This window comes from Dysgonomonas reticulitermitis (assembly GCF_054601275.1).
The window spans coordinates 1-16658 of sequence record NZ_BAAHWU010000057.1; the positions used below are offsets into that span (position 1 = coordinate 1).

The window sequence follows — 16658 nt, forward strand, 5'->3', positions numbered from 1 at the left end:
TTTTTCTAATTAAAAGTTAATGCAGCAGATGGAGCTTTTTTATCCAGGAAAGATATTCAATTTGGAGTTTCCTTTATCTTTCTTTTTTATAAAATACAAACTAACGATTTTTAATTTTTAATTTTTATTTTTTTTAATGCCTTGCCCTGAAAAATTAATACTTTAAATTATATGAAAATAAAAAAAAATTATCTTTGCACCGAAATATAAGACAAAGAAAATTACATGAGAGAACGAATTGGGAAACTAATCAAACAGGAATCTTTCAGGCAACTCGTAAAATATGGAATAGTGGGAGTCGTCGGATTGATTATCGATATGGGTGTTTTCTATTTACTGGTTAAGAAATTTTCTGTTCATTATCCCTTTTCCTCTTTTATTAGTGGCATGTTGGGGGGTAATATGTCTGTGGGGATGTTAGATATCCTCATATCCAATATTATCAGCAGTACGTTAGCCATTATAAATAATTTTCTTCTAAATAGTTATTTTACCTTTAAAGTAACAGATCAAAAGCTTAAACGTTTTGCCTCTTTTGCCGGTATAGCCGTCGTAGGGATGGTTATAAGCTCCTTACTCCTCACTTTGTTTATCGGTATAATGAAAATAGACGATATGGTGTCAAAAGTATTAGCAATATTTATTGTCGCCGCAATACAATTTGGAATTAATAAATTTTTCACCTTTAAGCAAGGTTAAAAATGCTCATATATCTATCTAAATCTCTGATTTCCCAGAACAAATAAAAAGTATGTTTGTTCTAACTCTATAAAACTAAGCCTACACTCAGAAAATAAAACAAGATGCTCAGTACAGGAATAAGAAAGTACATGTCTAATCCGGTAATAGGCCTATTACCATTTATTCTTTTCATTTTTTTACACACACTAGGTGTAGAGACTGTTTATTCATTATCGTTATCGATTTTGCTGGCTATTATCGGAGAAATATCGATAAGGTCATATTATAAAGGCAGGAGTTTAAGTATAACATTTTATATATCGGGGATATCACTTTTGACAACACTTTTCGTTTGGTTTTTTACTTTTAAATATCTTGACAAGGGAGAGGTATTTGTTATTCTTTGCGAGGTATTTGTCGTCATCATGTTTATGCTGTTACGCGCCAGTAAAACGTATATAGCTGCTGTCTTCTTCCGTCAAAAAAATCTACGTCAGAAGGCTTTGATGAATGAGTATTATAATTCAGCATCTATAATACAGTATGGCCTTACATTTCATATATTTGGTATTGTGTTGTATAGGCAGTTTTTTCATAAAGAGGATGCCGTTGGAGGATTCGATGTCGTTCTATTTTCAATTCTGCCTGTGCTAATAATATTATCTGTTGGCATTTATCAGGTGTATAAGATAAGTAGCCTTTCTGCTAAATTGAAAAAAGAAGAGTGGATACCTATCGTAACTGAAAAAGGAGAAGTGACCGGAAAGATAGCGAAAAGTGTATCATTGAATATGAGAAACAGATTTTTACATCCTGTTGTAAGAGTTGTTCTAACCTCAAAAACTAAAGTATATTTACAGGAAAGAGATGTAAAGGATGTGCTAAGCCCGGGAAAACTCGATTATCCTTTCGAAAAGTATATGCTTTTTAATCATGAAATAAACCTGGCTGCCAGAAATAGTATCAGCAAAATGGTCGGAGACGACTTGGATATTTCTATAAAATTTGTATTAAAATACGTATTTGAAAATGATAATACAAAACGGTTAAACTTTCTTTTTGTAGCGGAGATCGATGATGAAGATAAGATAAAGAAAAACAATCTGATGACAGGCAAATTCTGGACTATAAAGCAAATCGAAGAGAGTTTCGCGGATGAGATATTCAGTGAATGTTTTGAATTGGAATTCGAATATCTAAAAAATATGGTATTGATGCCTTCTTCTTCCCATTTCATTGGAAAAGCGGCTAATTAAGCATAAGTGGTCGGAAGATTTCAATATATCATATATTATTGTTTATCAATTCAATAGCTTGTAATCAGGTCGGTAAATATATTTTATGACACTGAGATACACTGAGCAGACACGGAGAAACACTGAGTTTTTTTAGTCTCAGTGAACCTCAGTGTTTCTCCGTGTCTGCTCAGTGGTACTCAGTGTAACTGTTTTTTTCTGATAAAATAAGTTGTAATTAACTAATAGCTAATACTATAAAATCTTCCGACCACTCCTGCTAATTAAGCTCTTTTCTTTTTCTCCACACCTGATACGAGTTTACAAGATTCTGCCACAGCACATATGCTCCCGGCCCTAAAGACGATATTGGATTTAGATATATTTGCGCCATCCAGATCGCTAAAATTGTATTTTTTTGACCTAATCCTTGCCCGCCTGCTACGGTATCGTCATACATACGACCTAATCTGCGCCCGATAAGGAATTGACCTATACAGACGATAAAGGCTCCAAATGCAATTGATATTTCTACCTTATAGTCAGGACTTTCCTGATCTACAATAAACTGAACTGTTTTTCCTGATATAATAATGAGAGCCAATGACCAAAGGTAGAACGATATACTTTTCATTCTCTTTACCTCGTGGTGTATCTTTGGAGCCAGTTTTTGCAGTAATAAAGCGCAGAAAAAAGGCAAAAATAAGAGAAGCGAGACTTTCTGAAAAATAATCCACACCGAGTCGATAAACGAAGATGAGCCAACCTCTCCGATAGCCGCGAAAAATATGGGGCTAACGAATATTACCATCAGGTTACACAATAAGCTATATGCTGTGAGGCTTTCCACATTTCCTCCGAGCATACCTGTTATAACCGGAGCAGAGGTGGCTGTAGGAGCCAATACGCAAATCATAATCCCCTGGGCTACAATTGCGTTTATTGGTGAGAGAATCATATAAACAGATATGCTGCCCACTACTTGTATCAGAATAAGCCACAGATGTAGACGGGAAATGCGTATATCCTTGACATTGATATTACAATAAGTGAAAAACAGCATGATTGCGATCAGATAGGGAGTAATAAAGCTTAAAGCTCCTACATATTTGTGGAGTAGAATGCCTAAAATCATTGCAATAGGCATCATATAAGACTTTATTTTATTTAGCATGTAGTTTCTTATATCTCCGGTTGTAGTTGTAGTTATATTATTCTTTTTCGCCTTCCTGCTCTTTCCTGTATGCAATAGGAAGGGCGATAGCACAATACAGCGTCAGGAGGGCTGAAATAAGTAATGTTACGACCCAACCTCTCATGTCGACAAACATCAGATATGCTGAAACGCAAATAAGTAATACGGAAAATATCTGAATATTGAAAAGCCGTTTCCCTCTCAGGCTCTTACCCGGATAGGGTGTTGTAAATGTGGTAGCGGCAAATCCGGCAGCTCCGCCTATTAGCATATATTTTGCGATAGTAGTATCAAAACTGTGCATAACAGCTGCTGCCAGTATAGCAATCGCAGATACTTGAAATAAAATGTTTTTTAGTTTTTGGTTCGATTTCATTCTATGATATATACGTCCTCATTGTCCTTCTTCATGAGGTAATTTTCACGAACAAACTTTTCAATTTGATCTTTGTCAAATTGCAATTGTTCGAGTTTCTGTTTATCTTCGGTGGTTTTATTTCTATAATATTCTATTTGATTATCCAGTTCCATAATTTGGGCATCATAACCAATTCGGGCAAAAATATTGCTTTCGCTTATAAAAAAAGCAAATACAATAATTACAAATATAATCAGCAATTGCACTTTTGTATATCTGGTAATGAGGTAATTAAATATTGATTTTAGAAATTTCATACAATAAAAAATAAAGGCGATTGATTATAAACCCACCTTGCAAAGATATATATTTGTAATTACATTTTATGATCTTAATCCGAACATTATTAAATGGCCAATGGTTAAAGAAAATATAGAGAAGAAATACAGGAACTATTTGTTGCTTGAAAAATCTTTGTCGCCAAACTCTATTGATGCGTATATGGCCGACTTGGCCAAGTTGTCTGATTTTTTAGGGAATGAGGGCCTAAAGGTAGAAAATGTAACACTGGACAATCTCCAACAATTTATTGCCCGGCTTTACGATCTGGGTATAAACGCACGTTCGGTAGCGCGTACCATATCGGGTATCAAGTCGTTCTACAACTTCCTTATGCTCGATGGATATGTACAAACCGACCCGACGGAGCTTTTAGAGACGCCTAAAATAGGATTAAAACTCCCGACTGTACTTTCGCTTGACGAAATAGAGTCCTTGATGTCGGTAATAGATTTGTCGGTAAAAGAGGGACAGCGTAACAGAGCCATTCTTGAAACGTTATATAGTTGCGGCCTGCGTATATCAGAGTTGACTAAGCTAAAGTTTTCCGACCTGTTTTTTGACGAGGGCTTTATCAAAGTGGAAGGCAAAGGTAGTAAACAAAGGCTTGTTCCTATATCCCATACGGCTGTAAATGAGATCAATAAATATCTTTATTATCGCCGTGAGATGAAGATAGAAAAAGGGAATGAAGATATTTTATTTTTAAGCAACAGAGGTACTCCGATCTCACGTATTATGGTGTTTCATTTTATAAAAGAGTATGCTGAAAGAGCGGGAATAAAAAAAACAATAAGTCCTCATACATTCAGGCATTCCTTTGCTACCCATTTACTTGAAGGAGGAGCTAATATAAGGGCTATACAATTGATGCTGGGGCATGAGAAAATAACAACAACCGAGATTTATACTCATATGGACAGGGAATACCTGCGCCAGGAGATCATCGAACATCACCCGCGCAATAAGAAGTGAGGAAATAGCATTTTATAGTAAGTAGTAAGTAGTAAGTAATAAGTAGTGAGTAGTAAAAGGAATCAATAAAAATTAGTGACATACTCATTCTCGTCATTGCGAACGGAGTGAAGCAATCCAGTCACTTATTTCCGGATTGCTTCGCCTTTTAGGCTACCAATGACAAATTTTTATATACTGTTGATAATGAGTGAAATGAAAATATATTCAACATATCAAAAATGTAGCGATTTAGCATTCTGTCATATACACATTGTGCCCAAAAGATTGGGTTCCGACTCGCAATGACGAAAGAGTTTGATACGACAATAATTATTTTATAGAACTTAGGTATTTTAAGAACATAATAAATTTTTAAGAAATGAATAAAAGATTTTTTAGACTAGTGGTGGTGGGTGCAATTTCATGCAGCTTCCTGTTTTCTTCGTGTATTGGTCCATTTGCTTTGTCAAATAAACTGTTATCTTGGAACCAGACAGTTAGTGATAAGTTTGTAAATGCTATTTTATTTGTAGTACTATCTCCGGCATATGCAGTCACTCTCACCGGCGACTTATTGTTATTCAATACTATTGAGTTCTGGACAGGCGATAATCCAATCGAAGCCGGCGTGGTGAAAAAAGTTCAGGGAGACAATGGAGTATATACGGTGGAAACGTTAGAAAACGGGTATAAGATAGAAGATGAAGCCGGACAAATAAGCCAATTTATCTATGACAAAGAATCGAATACATGGAGCTTGGTCGCGAATGAAAAAACGACAAAACTGATAACTATATCTGATGATAATAAAAGCGCGATTGTTTATCTTCCAAATGGAGAGGAAAGAAATGTTGAACTTTCCAACAGAGGTGTTTTAGCTTTACAGCAATATGTGGAAAATTCCCAGGTGTATTTTGCAGCCAAATAATATTTGATAAAAAAGGAAGAACCGGTTGAATCTCTTCAATCGGTTTTTTTATGATAATTCGAGGCCAAATTCGTCTTTCAATTTCCGGAGGCTTTCGTTCTCTTCCATCATCAGATTGAATTTCTCAACAGGTGTGAAAGCCAGCTTCTTCTCATTATCTTCACTAATACGAACCTCCATTTTCAGATAGGTATTTTTCAGATTTACGCGTAATCTCGAAAGAATATCCATTCCACTATCCGTCAAACGCTGTTCTTGCACCGGATTGTTTACCACCACTTCAAAAACAGTATTTGCTATAAGATTTGGCAGGCAATTAAGCATCGTATTTTTTAAATGGTGCTCCTCTGTTATTTCTTCAGCATACGCTTTCCATTCGTTAATGAGTTGAAGAGGAGTAAAGCGTTCGTTCAATATTTCGATTGTCATTTCATGACGTTCCTCCTCCTTTTCCTTTTTCTGACCGAATGCCGAAATAGAGACTCCCAGTCCACCTATATGAATATTAACAGGCTTTTGCGTTGGCTCTTTTGTTTGGGTTGGAGCCGACGGCATACGAGCATCACTTTTGGGTGCGGCAATAGGTTGGGATTGTGGTGGCTTTGGAGATGTTTTGACCGGATTAGCCGTATTGGGAGCAGGAGTGGTCTCCTGTTGTGAGAATATCGGATCAATTACCTGCTTTTTTTTTTGATCTTCCGGTCCTGCTTGAGGGGAAGATAACTGGCATAGTCGTATTATCGTCAGATCGGAGAGTAGCCGTTTGTTCCGGCTAATCCTGTAATTGAGATCACTTTCGTTAACAATATCGATAGCTTTATACAAGAATTCATTACTGCATTTTTTTGCAGTTTCAATATACCTGTCGCGAATAGATGCCCCTACTTCAAACAAATCCGCCGTTTTAGGATCTTTACACAAAAGCAAATCTCTTAAATGCGTTGCTATCCCTGTAATCACATTGTTGCCATCGAAGCCTTTGGATAATATTTCATTCAGGATAAGTAACCCGTCAACTACATTGTTGGAAAGAATACAGTCTGTCAGACGAAAATAATATTCATAGTCTAACACATTCAGGTTCTCAATAACAGCCTTATATGTGACATTTCCTCCGGTAAAACTTACCACCTGATCGAAGATCGACAAGGCGTCACGCATTCCTCCGTCCGCTTTTTGGGCAAGCACGTTCAAAGCTTCGGGTTCGGTATTTACATTTTCCTGATCGGCTACATACTGAAGATGCTCAACGGTATCTTTTATAGTGATGCGACTGAAATCATATATCTGGCAACGCGAGAGAATAGTCGGTAATATTTTATGCTTCTCGGTAGTTGCTAAAATAAAAATAGCATGATGCGGAGGTTCTTCCAGTGTTTTCAGGAATGCATTGAATGCAGCTTGTGAAAGCATATGTACCTCATCGATGATATATACCTTATATTTCCCTATTTGAGGTGGGATGCGGACTTGCTCTATCAGGGAACGAATATCGTCGACTGAGTTGTTAGAGGCGGCATCCAGCTCATGTATATTGAAAGAGCGTTGTTCGTTAAAAGCAACACACGACTCGCACTGATTGCAAGCTTCACCATTGGCAGCGGGAGACAAACAGTTTATCGTTTTCGCAAAAATACGGGCGCAAGTAGTTTTGCCAACCCCTCTAGGCCCGCAAAAGAGATATGCATGGGCTAACTTTCCCGATGCAATCGCATTCTTCAGAGTCGTGGTTAATGCCCTTTGTCCCACTACCGAGTTGAACGTAACCGGTCGGTATTTTCGCGCTGAAACTATATAATTGTTCATCCTGATTTTCTCCTTTAGCATTACAAAGCTATGAAAAAAAACGGAAAGAAAAAACGGAAAAACCGAAGATTAAGACTCAACTTTTTTAACAGTCTACTCATTCCATTTATATCATCACTAAAAACTATCATCTATTATGGAACAAAAAACAAGCCCTATTGTGACGGAACACATGCTAAAATAGGCTTTAAAGGACTAAGGATTATTGGAATTTCTATTTAAATGAGGGCGCATAAATTGCAAATTTAATTTATACGCTCTTATTTTTTGATTTAAAGTGTTGTTTGCAGAACATTTTTATTATATCTTTGTACCCGCTAACGCAATTTAGCTGCGGATGTGGTGTAATTGGTAGCCACGCCAGACTTAGGATCTGGTGCCGAGAGGCGTGGGGGTTCGAGTCCCTTCATCCGCACAAATAGGACTATTAATCATCTGATTATCAGTCCTATTTTCTTTTATATTCCCCGCTATTTCCCCGAAATATTATAATATTGGGGTATAATCTAAATTGGAAAGAAAAGTCACTATATTTTTAGAAGTTTATCTATACATAAAAAATAGAACTTTTATTGTATTGATACAAAGTAAATAATATATTTATAGCCTAATATAAATCATTTTATTTATAACGCTATGAATAATTACGGAAAAGTATCATTAAACCTTTATTCTATTAGAATAAAGCAGAACGAGGTGTTCCGGTTGTTTCTAAATCGTTACCTATTCTTCTTTTTCGCCATCCTTATTAATTGATATTCAATTAGATCCTATTTTTCTGTATTATACAAACATAAAGGTATGAAATATAAAAAAGGAAAAGTGGTTTTTAAGATTAAAAACCACTTTCCGGTATACTAAATATTTGATTTAGCTAGCTTTCTTCGCTCCGGAGAATTTAACAGCAATATTATCCATACCTGGCACTTCTGTTACAGTAATAGTCAGATCAAGCACTTGTTCTGTAGCAACCGGCATATTTGCCTTTTTAGGTTTATTCTGAACTGTTCCTGATACTTTCACCTTTACAGACGTCGGAGTCTCTAACCCCGGCAGGTTTAAACTAACTGTAGCTTCTGTTTCTTTAAGAGAGATAGCTCCCTCAGCCCTAGCTACAGAAATTCCGTCTACGACAATGTCACCAACAGATTGTCCGGCAAAAGAGAAACCAGCCAGCGTCAGCTTAACATTTTCTCCTGAAGTAGCCAATACGATATCCTTTTTGTCAGTAGCAGGAGTCTGTCCAGGCAGAGTGACAGTTAAGTCACCATTATAAGTCGCTGCTATCTTTTCTGATAAAGTAACTACCTTCACTTTCAATGTTGCGGTTTTATTTTCCTTATCTTTCACAGTAAGGGTAGTTTCACCGGCCTTCACTCCTGTTACGGTAATTACCTTATTAGCCACAGTTGCTGTTGCAACAGTCGCATCAGCCGGAGTAACCTTGTAGTCTCCATTTCCTTCTTTAATATTCACCGTTGCTGTTCCTCCCAACTCAACAGTCACTTCAGTGTTTTCCAAAACCAGATTGGCATCGTCATCACTACTACATGCTGTAAATACAAAAAAGCTTAATGAAAAAGCTAAGAATAAATTAATAATTTTTTTGTTCATTTTAATAATTTTTTTGTTCATTGGTGTTATATATTTAAAATTAGGTTAATCTTTCGATTCAGCCTCTTCATATAAAGTGGCTCTATACTTCTAAAAGATGTATCTCCACATCAAAATTCGGCATCGCCACTTCTCATTTAACACAAAAATAACATAACGAGATATTTGTTAACATTATTGACTGAAACGAATGAAACTGCAATGCAGAAACATATTTATTCTATAAAGTTTAATCAAAACATAACAAATCAGGCAATAAAAATCTTACCTTTGAATTTGAAACATAAAATAATGAACATGAAGAAAAAACTAACAATAGCCCTTGTGGCACACGATCACCGCAAAGCGGATATGGTAGAATGGTGTTATTACAATTCATCTTTTTTATCAAGTCAACACTTGATATGCACAGGGACTACAGGAACTTTGATAAAAGAAGCTTTCGAAGAAAAAGGCATTTATGCTGATATTACCCGCATGAATTCGGGTCCTCTTGGTGGCGATGCTGAAATTGCAGCTATGGTAGTACGACAAGAAGTGGATTTAGCCATTTTTTTGATAGATGACCTGAATCCCCAACCCCATGAAGCAGACATTATGATGTTGCTCCGCCAATGCCGTGTACATAATGTGCCCATTGCATGCAATCGCTACAGTGCCGATCTGATGATAACCAGCACACTTTGGGATATCGAAGATTACACACCTACCCGACCGCGGTATGAGCTTTTTGACAGGGCTAAATTCGACGCTGATTTCAGAAGAATAAAAGAATAAAGGAGAGGGTGTGTCAAAAGCTCTTTGACACACCCCTTCACTACCGCGCGAATCTTTCGCGTGGCTTATCTAATCGCCACACGATGCAATCATGCGGTAGCGGGGTGAAAGCCCCGTTTATTCTTAAAATCCGGTTATCGGAAAATCCTCAATTCATTCTTATAAACATAGTAGATAGCGCCACTCAGGGGATCTACTTCGTAAATAGGTTTGTTATTATCGAGGCTGATTCTGTCCACTTCCTTGCCGTCCTCTTTCCTTACCTTTACCAATTCGACGCCTTTGTCGCCCTTATTGAGGACAAAAGCGAACTCTTCATTTTGCTTGAGGGCATTGAAGCGTTGGGATTTAGCGGCAAGAAAAGCGCCGATTTCACCGCCGGTCGCTCCGGCTGTTTGTGCATTCTTGCCGAACAGGTCAGCCCTTCCTGTTTCCACCCGCTCACCTTTCTCATTCACGGATTGGAATACAACTTGGGATTGCGACAAGCTTTTGGCCGTTTTTAATGTTGAGCCTGCCAGTCCCATCAGTTTGCGTCCGGTAGCGCCAGGCTCCTTGTAAGTATTATGGTAGCGGGTGGTACCGTCGAAGCTGACGCCAATTACTTCCGATTGCCCGGTCAGGCTGATGCCCCAGTCGAAGAGCTCGATGCCTGCCATCGTCTTGTCATCTTTGATTTCTTTGAGTTTTGCAACGGGTTCAGGCTTATCGGAAGCATTGGGATCGAATTTATATATCTTCTTGTCATTATATACAAGGAATGCCTTTGTCTTATCATCCTGCACGTACAGCAACGGACGGTCTTTATCGAATTCAATGTTTTTCTTCCATATTTTCTTTCCCGATGCATAATCTACCATGTTGCCATAGGTGGACGTCAAATAGAATACCCGATTATTCTCCACTTTGCCTAGGAAGTGCACAATATCCTCGCTGTTATCGGAAATTTCGATTGTTTTCTTCCAGAGGCTGGTGCCGTCCCCGTCGATCAAGTTCATTTCCTTATCGGCAATGTAAAGGTAATCCCTGTCGATTGGGATCACCTGCTTAATATCGCTACCCTTAGGATCTTTCTTCCATAGCTTTTTACCGTCGGCATAGGAATAGAAGTTGAACCCGTTGGTATAGGCGACCAGCAGTTTGTCGCTCCAGTCTTCGAGGTAGAGGATATATTTGGTGGTGATATCGTCTTTCCAGACAGGCGTGCCGTCGGAAGTGCGCCAAATATTAAGGGCCTGTTTGGATGAAAGCAGCCCACCGGAATTTTTAATTACCACAAGGTTCTCCCCCGATTGCGCAGGATAGAAGCTGTTGATCTTGTCTTTCGCCTGCCAAACGACTTTTCCGCTTGTCCGGTCGAGCTTATAAAGGATACCTTTCAACGATGCGTAAATAGCATTACCGGACACCAGAGTCTTGTCAACCGAAGCGTCGTTCTTAAACAGGGACTTGAACATGTTCATCAGACCTTCAACCTCGCCCAAATCGGTTTTCCAGCCGGCTGCGCCCTCTTGCAGGTTCCAGAGCACATAGCTTATGACTTTTCCGTCGGTGACCAGCAGCAGGAATTCGTCGGCTTCAGGCAGGAACTGGCTTTCCATAATCCGGTAGTCGTTGTCGCCGGAGTTAAAAACCACTTTCCCGCTAAGGGAGTTGATAATGACGTCCCTGTTCTCGATCACACACCGGATATAGGGCGAGTTGGGAACCATCTCCACAGCATCCGAAGGCTGCATCGAGGCTGCAAGGCTTGTCACCGAAGATAGGGCGTCGAGTACCTTCTGCGCCTTTTCGACCGAGCTTGCTTTTACAATGTCACTTTTTTTAATTGTCCATTCCACAGTCTTTGCTTCGGGGTTTTCGGACGAGATGGCATCCTTTTCCTTCACAATCACATGCCCATTGACAGGATTGATAGCAATCTGCTGGATATCCTGCGGGAAAGGTATCACCGCATCCGCCTGACGTTGGGCTACGGCTGTCATGCCGATGCATGCCATAGCCGAAATAAGTATAAATTTTGTTTTCATCTGATAAAAGGTTACGGACTTCTGTATTTATTTATTTATCTGTCCGGACAGGAAGCCCTTTGCTGCCGGACAAATGGTTTTATATTAATGAATCTTTCATGTGTACATCCTTCGTCAAACTTTTCCAGTCTTATTTGGAATTGAACCTCCAAATAACTGAATGGCTACCCCTTATCGAAATAGCCATTTCATTCATTTGGTTTATCTTCTATCTCTGGCCGAGTATGTTGCTCCCGAAGAGCCGCCTTTCGGCTTGCTTACTTTAGATGTCTTGGTGTTTTTGGTTTTATTCTTAGATTGGGTATCATTTATTGAATCATTCACTACCCACAGATTCTCTTCAAATTGCTTAAGCTCTCCTTCTATCTTCTGCTCAGCCTGTTTCCGCACATCGGGATCTTTATACTTTTCTACCATCAATTTATTTTCCATATTGGTGGTTTTATATATTTCTCCTTCATAAAGCCTCAACCTGAAATAATCATCAATGGTCTTTGTCATCACATTATTCCTGTCTGATGTCATAATAGGCATTCGGGCAGCATACGGGCGGATATATTCGTATGGAATCCAGAAAAGCGGCATACGGCTGGCTGTGGACAGGCTGCTTTCATCACTGAAATATTCTTCACGTATTACAACAGGACATATTGCCACTGTTTTTATGCCCAGTACAGAGTTTGACTGGTCGAAATACCACGCTTCCTTTATATAATATCCAAGAGCCTCATTGTTAGGAATACTGAATTCGTCGTAAACATAATTCTCTCCATTCTTTTGGTAAGGAATTTCCAATTTAGTAAGAATATCACCAAAGTTTTCTTTCATCCTATCTGTAAACAAATCATTTCCGTTATTCCACCGATAGATAGGCAGGCTATTATTCTCCATCAATTTGAAAATCATCGTAAACAAATTCATCTTGTCGTTCTCAGGCTGCTCGGGATAATATAAAGCAGCATTCTCGCCTTTTGTCAAATCCAAAAAACGATATATTTCGCGAACCCATGTAGCATTCGACAAGTCCTGAGTTTGGTTTTCATTCATCATTTCGGCACGAACAGACAACTTTGGCACCTTCAAACTGCTTTCCGTTGTTGTACCTTGTTCTTGCTGTTGCCTCTTAGCCAGTCTCTCGCGAAGAGATTCCTGTGCCTGCACAGAAGAAAGGCAAATGATACTCAGCAGCAATACGGTTGTTATTTGATATAATCTTTTCATCACTTCTTCGATTTAGAAAAGCCTATTTGAGTCCTTACACATCTGAACCCGATGTAAGAACGAGGCTGATTTTGGTATTCGCCTTCCCGCATATCGCCGCGTATATTTCGCCCGACATCTTTCCAAGAGCCACCTTTAACCACTTTCTTTTTAACCGCATATGGGTCTTCTTTAGCAGCATCATATTTATATTGCGGATTCATATCGTTCATTATTGTCGTTCCCGACTCGGTATAAGCGGTAGACGTCCATTCGGCTACATTTCCCGCCAGATCATATATACCAAAACGATTTGGAATATACGACGCCACACGTGCAGGAATCAGATTTCCATCTTTTGTATAATTCCCTTCCCCAGGTTTAAAATTCGCCATAAAGCATGCTTTTTCATCCATTGTGCCATCTTTATCCCAAGGATACTTATTTTCCGTACGACCGTTACGGGCGGCAAACTCCCATTCGCCTTCGGTAGGAAGACGGAAGTTTTCTATCGGACGTCCATTTTTGGGCTGTCCCATTTTATAGAACTGGGTTCTCCAACGGCAAAATGCCTCGGCTTGCTCCCATGTAACACCCACTACCGGATAATCATTGTAGCCCGGATGGGAAAAATACATACGCATATAAGGCTCGTTATATGCATTATTGAAATCATTTATCCAAACAGTAGTATCAGGATAAACATTCACTATTTTGGAGTGCACAAAGTCGAAAAGAGACGATAAAGGGCGTGTTATTGTTTCATTTACAGGCAATCCGTCTTCATTGATATAAGCTGTATCTTTCGATATCATTACCGACTGTTCCGGATTTACCTGAATATCCGTATTCAGTATTCTCTCGCTAGGGTTCAATCTGTTTCTGCGTTTGGCCGCTTCGGTATGATCGAACCATTCATAAAAATAGTTGATCTGTCGGGGGTCTATTCCACGTATTTTTGTGACCGGATGAACATATGTCACACTATTTATAGCCCGTTCCTCCTCTTCCAGAGGTCTTTTAGGTATCGGCTTCTTCCAATCGAGATAAGGCTTGATTGGTTCACCATATCTGTCTTCGGTGATTTTGAAAGTTTCATCACCTCCATATTTGGGATCAGCCAAACGTTCTCTGATGATGGAGTCACGTACCCAATGTACAAATTGGCGATACTTGGAGTTTGTCACCTCAGTCTCGTCCATCCAGAAATTATCGACTGACACCCCTTTTGGATTAGCTTTTATATCCCATAAGGAATCACTTTCAGCAGGCCCCATTTCTATCGATCCTCTCGAAACGAGTACCATCCCGTATGGGGCAGGTTCAGCCCACGACGAGCTTTTCTCCCCGGTCACTTCACCTCCGATACCCGATCCTACGGATTTTCCACAGGATGTAAGCAACACAGATGAAACTATGATCGCAAAAAACAAATGTTTCATATTTACTTCTTATGCTCCATATATACTCGGAGCTTTTATCGTACGCTTGTAAACTTGTATTTCAATTTTATAGTATTCTTATACTTTTTCCGACACTCCGGTCTTTTTTCTTTTCGAGCGGAATGCTATAACGCAAAAATAACTCGTGACTGCCATTACTTACCTTTGCTATCTCCGATGTAGAAAGGTCATACGAGTAACCAGCTTCGATATTTCTTATTCTTGCACCCAACAAAAATACAAAACCGTCATCTTTTCTCCAAGATATTCCACCTGAGAACATCTTATTATATTCAATTTTTGCCGTAATATCCAATTGATGCGCAACTGCATCAGATTTAAAAAGGGCAGACGGCTGCAACTCTATTAACGGATTATTAAGCTTTATATTGTACCCTGCCATAATATAATATCCACGCGGAATATATGTGGATGTATTATCATCCAGTTCGAAAGATGGCTCCCATAAATGAGATGTCGATACGCCAATATAATAATTAGGCGTTATCCACGAAATCCCTATTCCCGCATCTATTTTTTTATCTCCTCCCGCAGAAGGAATATCGGTCTGATCGTGATAATCGCTGTTTGGAATATGTATTTTCGATGCATCGAAATCAATATTCATCATCCCGCCCTGTATACCTATATTCAAATATCTGCCTTCTTTAAACTTTACTTTATAGGTATATTGCCCTAAAGTAGATGTATTTGAAAACAAACCTATTTTTTCATTCATAACAATAACACCGACCCCATGCTCTTTACCCAAAAACTGAACAGGCATATTTAACGAAATCAACGAAGTAGCGGGTGCATTCGTCATACCAACCCATTGCTGACGATGCAATAATGAGCTTTCTACGGCATTCGTTTGCCCTATAAATGAAGGATTATAATAATTTTTCATTCTCCAATATTGGCTCAATTGAGCATCCCATTGCCCATAGACTGCAACAGAACTAAAGACAAAAAACGCAAAAAATAATATTATATAATTAACCTTCATCCACGAAAACAGGGTAATACGGTATGCAAAGTAAGTACAATTTATTTATTTTTAACGCCTAAAAGCCTCTTAAATTGTATGATATAGGTATTTAGCTGAGAAAACTATATTTTCTATAATATTTATTAATACTTTTATAGGATTCAAAACAGCCGCTTTATGAAGAGATTTACACTAATCACATTTATTCTATTTGCAACAATCAGCCTTTTTGCACAGTATTCACCTTCGTTAAATTTTAGCATCAGGGCAGGGGTTAATGTATCTAATTCAACATGGAATGTAGAATCTGATTTTGTTAATAAAAAAGGTAAAATAGGCTTTCAGGGAGGAATTATGTTAGAATACAGCCTTCCCAACCCATTTGATTTACATACCGGATTATTCCTGACAACAAAAGGGGCTAAATTAAAAATAGAAGATAGAATGGTGGGTGGAACCGGAGGTGCATTTTACAGAAACAGGACATTGAATCAAATGTATCTGGAAATGCCGGTATTTGCCGTATATAAAATGTATATGTCAAACAGCACATGCGTTTATTTCAATCTGGGGCCTTACGTTGCTTATGGCATTGGCGGAAAGAATAAGGAAAAAATTACCGGGAATACCCAAATAGAAGAAACTCCGGAAGAAGACACATTCGGAAAATCAGATAATCCGACTTACGGAAACCTTAAAAAATTCGACTTTGGCATTGGAGGCGGAGTAGGAATGGAAGTAGGCCGAATCATAATCGGGCTGAGCTGCGAACTTGGCCTTACAGACCTCAGCAACGACAATTCCTATAAATACAAGAATGTTAGTTCCTTAGCCACATTAGGCTATAAATTCTAATTATCAGGGCTTCAATTCTCTGTCTTGAATAATCATTATTTATGCCAATCAGCAGTTAAAGTTATTCCTGTAATGTAAAAACGTTCGATTCTTTTCATTCTTTTCTTCTGCGCGCTATCTGTGATTGCTTATATTCTCAACATATGCTCATTACTGCCGCGCCCTACCGGGCTTGTCCTTACTTTTGGCATTGCCCAAAAGTAAGCAAAAAGCTAGCGCTTCGTCCCTCGGCGACCCACAACCGGTTTGC

At 38.6% G+C, this 16658-nt stretch carries 15 protein-coding genes and 1 tRNA gene; 7 read left to right on the plus strand and 9 right to left on the minus strand.

Annotated features, from left to right (window positions below; genetic code table 11):
* Nucleotides 1–225 precede the first annotated feature (225 nt).
* A complete protein-coding gene (locus ACYPZI_RS13820; protein ID WP_459602589.1) occupies nucleotides 226–699 on the plus strand; it encodes a GtrA family protein in 474 nt (157 codons plus the stop codon).
* Between the two features lie 104 nt (nucleotides 700–803).
* Nucleotides 804–1937 carry a hypothetical protein gene (locus ACYPZI_RS13825; protein ID WP_459602590.1) on the plus strand — a complete coding sequence of 378 codons (1134 nt, stop codon included), beginning with the start codon at nucleotides 804–806 and terminating at the stop codon, nucleotides 1935–1937.
* Between the two features lie 259 nt (nucleotides 1938–2196).
* On the opposite strand, the gene ACYPZI_RS13830 is transcribed toward ACYPZI_RS13825, so the two are convergent.
* The 3 genes from ACYPZI_RS13830 to ACYPZI_RS13840 are packed head-to-tail and all read right to left on the minus strand — an operon-like array spanning nucleotide 2197 to nucleotide 3786.
* A complete protein-coding gene (locus ACYPZI_RS13830; RefSeq protein ID WP_459602592.1) occupies nucleotides 2197–3090 on the minus strand; it encodes a bile acid:sodium symporter family protein in 894 nt (297 codons plus the stop codon).
* A gap of 37 nt (nucleotides 3091–3127) precedes the next feature.
* Entirely contained in the window at nucleotides 3128–3487 is a 360-nt protein-coding gene (locus ACYPZI_RS13835; protein WP_459602594.1) for a hypothetical protein, read from the minus strand.
* Nucleotides 3484–3786, minus strand: a complete 303-nt coding sequence (locus ACYPZI_RS13840) for an FtsB family cell division protein (protein WP_459602596.1) — start codon at nucleotides 3784–3786, stop codon at nucleotides 3484–3486. Before ACYPZI_RS13840 ends, ACYPZI_RS13835 begins: the two co-directional genes overlap by 4 nt.
* Nucleotides 3787–3886: 100 nt before the next feature.
* On the opposite strand from ACYPZI_RS13840, the gene xerD reads away from it, so the two are divergent.
* Nucleotides 3887–4783: a site-specific tyrosine recombinase XerD gene (xerD, locus tag ACYPZI_RS13845; RefSeq protein WP_459602598.1), complete on the plus strand. Its 897-nt coding sequence runs from the start codon at nucleotides 3887–3889 to the stop codon at nucleotides 4781–4783.
* A gap of 361 nt (nucleotides 4784–5144) precedes the next feature.
* On the plus strand, nucleotides 5145–5693 hold the full coding sequence (locus tag ACYPZI_RS13850; RefSeq protein ID WP_459602600.1) for a DUF3332 domain-containing protein: 549 nt from the start codon (nucleotides 5145–5147) through the stop codon (nucleotides 5691–5693).
* A 48-nt stretch (nucleotides 5694–5741) separates the two neighbouring features.
* Here the strand turns inward: ACYPZI_RS13850 and ACYPZI_RS13855 are convergent, their stop codons facing one another.
* Nucleotides 5742–7499, minus strand: coding sequence for a DNA polymerase III subunit gamma/tau (locus ACYPZI_RS13855; protein ID WP_459602602.1), 1758 nt, complete (start codon nucleotides 7497–7499; stop codon nucleotides 5742–5744).
* Between the two features lie 333 nt (nucleotides 7500–7832).
* Between ACYPZI_RS13855 and ACYPZI_RS13860 the strand changes: the two genes are divergently transcribed.
* Nucleotides 7833–7914: transfer RNA gene (locus tag ACYPZI_RS13860), tRNA-Leu, on the plus strand.
* 455 nt (nucleotides 7915–8369) lie between these two features.
* On the opposite strand, the gene ACYPZI_RS13865 is transcribed toward ACYPZI_RS13860, so the two are convergent.
* Nucleotides 8370–9113, minus strand: a complete 744-nt coding sequence (locus ACYPZI_RS13865) for a calycin-like domain-containing protein (protein WP_459602604.1) — start codon at nucleotides 9111–9113, stop codon at nucleotides 8370–8372.
* Between the two features lie 297 nt (nucleotides 9114–9410).
* Between ACYPZI_RS13865 and ACYPZI_RS13870 the strand changes: the two genes are divergently transcribed.
* A complete protein-coding gene (locus ACYPZI_RS13870) occupies nucleotides 9411–9890 on the plus strand; it encodes a methylglyoxal synthase (protein ID WP_459602606.1) in 480 nt (159 codons plus the stop codon).
* A gap of 134 nt (nucleotides 9891–10024) precedes the next feature.
* Here ACYPZI_RS13870 and ACYPZI_RS13875 read toward each other — a convergent pair whose 3' ends face one another.
* The 4 genes from ACYPZI_RS13875 to ACYPZI_RS13890 form a co-directional block, all read right to left on the minus strand.
* The gene (locus tag ACYPZI_RS13875; RefSeq protein WP_459602608.1) at nucleotides 10025–11920 is read right to left on the minus strand and encodes an outer membrane protein assembly factor BamB family protein; all 1896 of its coding nucleotides are present in this window, start codon (nucleotides 11918–11920) and stop codon (nucleotides 10025–10027) included.
* A gap of 201 nt (nucleotides 11921–12121) precedes the next feature.
* A complete protein-coding gene (porN, locus tag ACYPZI_RS13880) occupies nucleotides 12122–13141 on the minus strand; it encodes a type IX secretion system ring subunit PorN/GldN (protein WP_459602610.1) in 1020 nt (339 codons plus the stop codon).
* Nucleotides 13141–14562 carry a T9SS ring complex lipoprotein PorK/GldK gene (gene porK, locus ACYPZI_RS13885; RefSeq protein WP_459602612.1) on the minus strand — a complete coding sequence of 474 codons (1422 nt, stop codon included), beginning with the start codon at nucleotides 14560–14562 and terminating at the stop codon, nucleotides 13141–13143. Before porK ends, porN begins: the two co-directional genes overlap by 1 nt.
* Nucleotides 14563–14629: 67 nt before the next feature.
* Entirely contained in the window at nucleotides 14630–15571 is a 942-nt protein-coding gene (locus ACYPZI_RS13890; RefSeq protein WP_459602614.1) for a PorP/SprF family type IX secretion system membrane protein, read from the minus strand.
* Between the two features lie 159 nt (nucleotides 15572–15730).
* On the opposite strand from ACYPZI_RS13890, the gene ACYPZI_RS13895 reads away from it, so the two are divergent.
* Entirely contained in the window at nucleotides 15731–16408 is a 678-nt protein-coding gene (locus ACYPZI_RS13895; RefSeq protein WP_459602616.1) for a porin family protein, read from the plus strand.
* The last annotated feature ends 250 nt before the right edge of the window (nucleotides 16409–16658 follow it).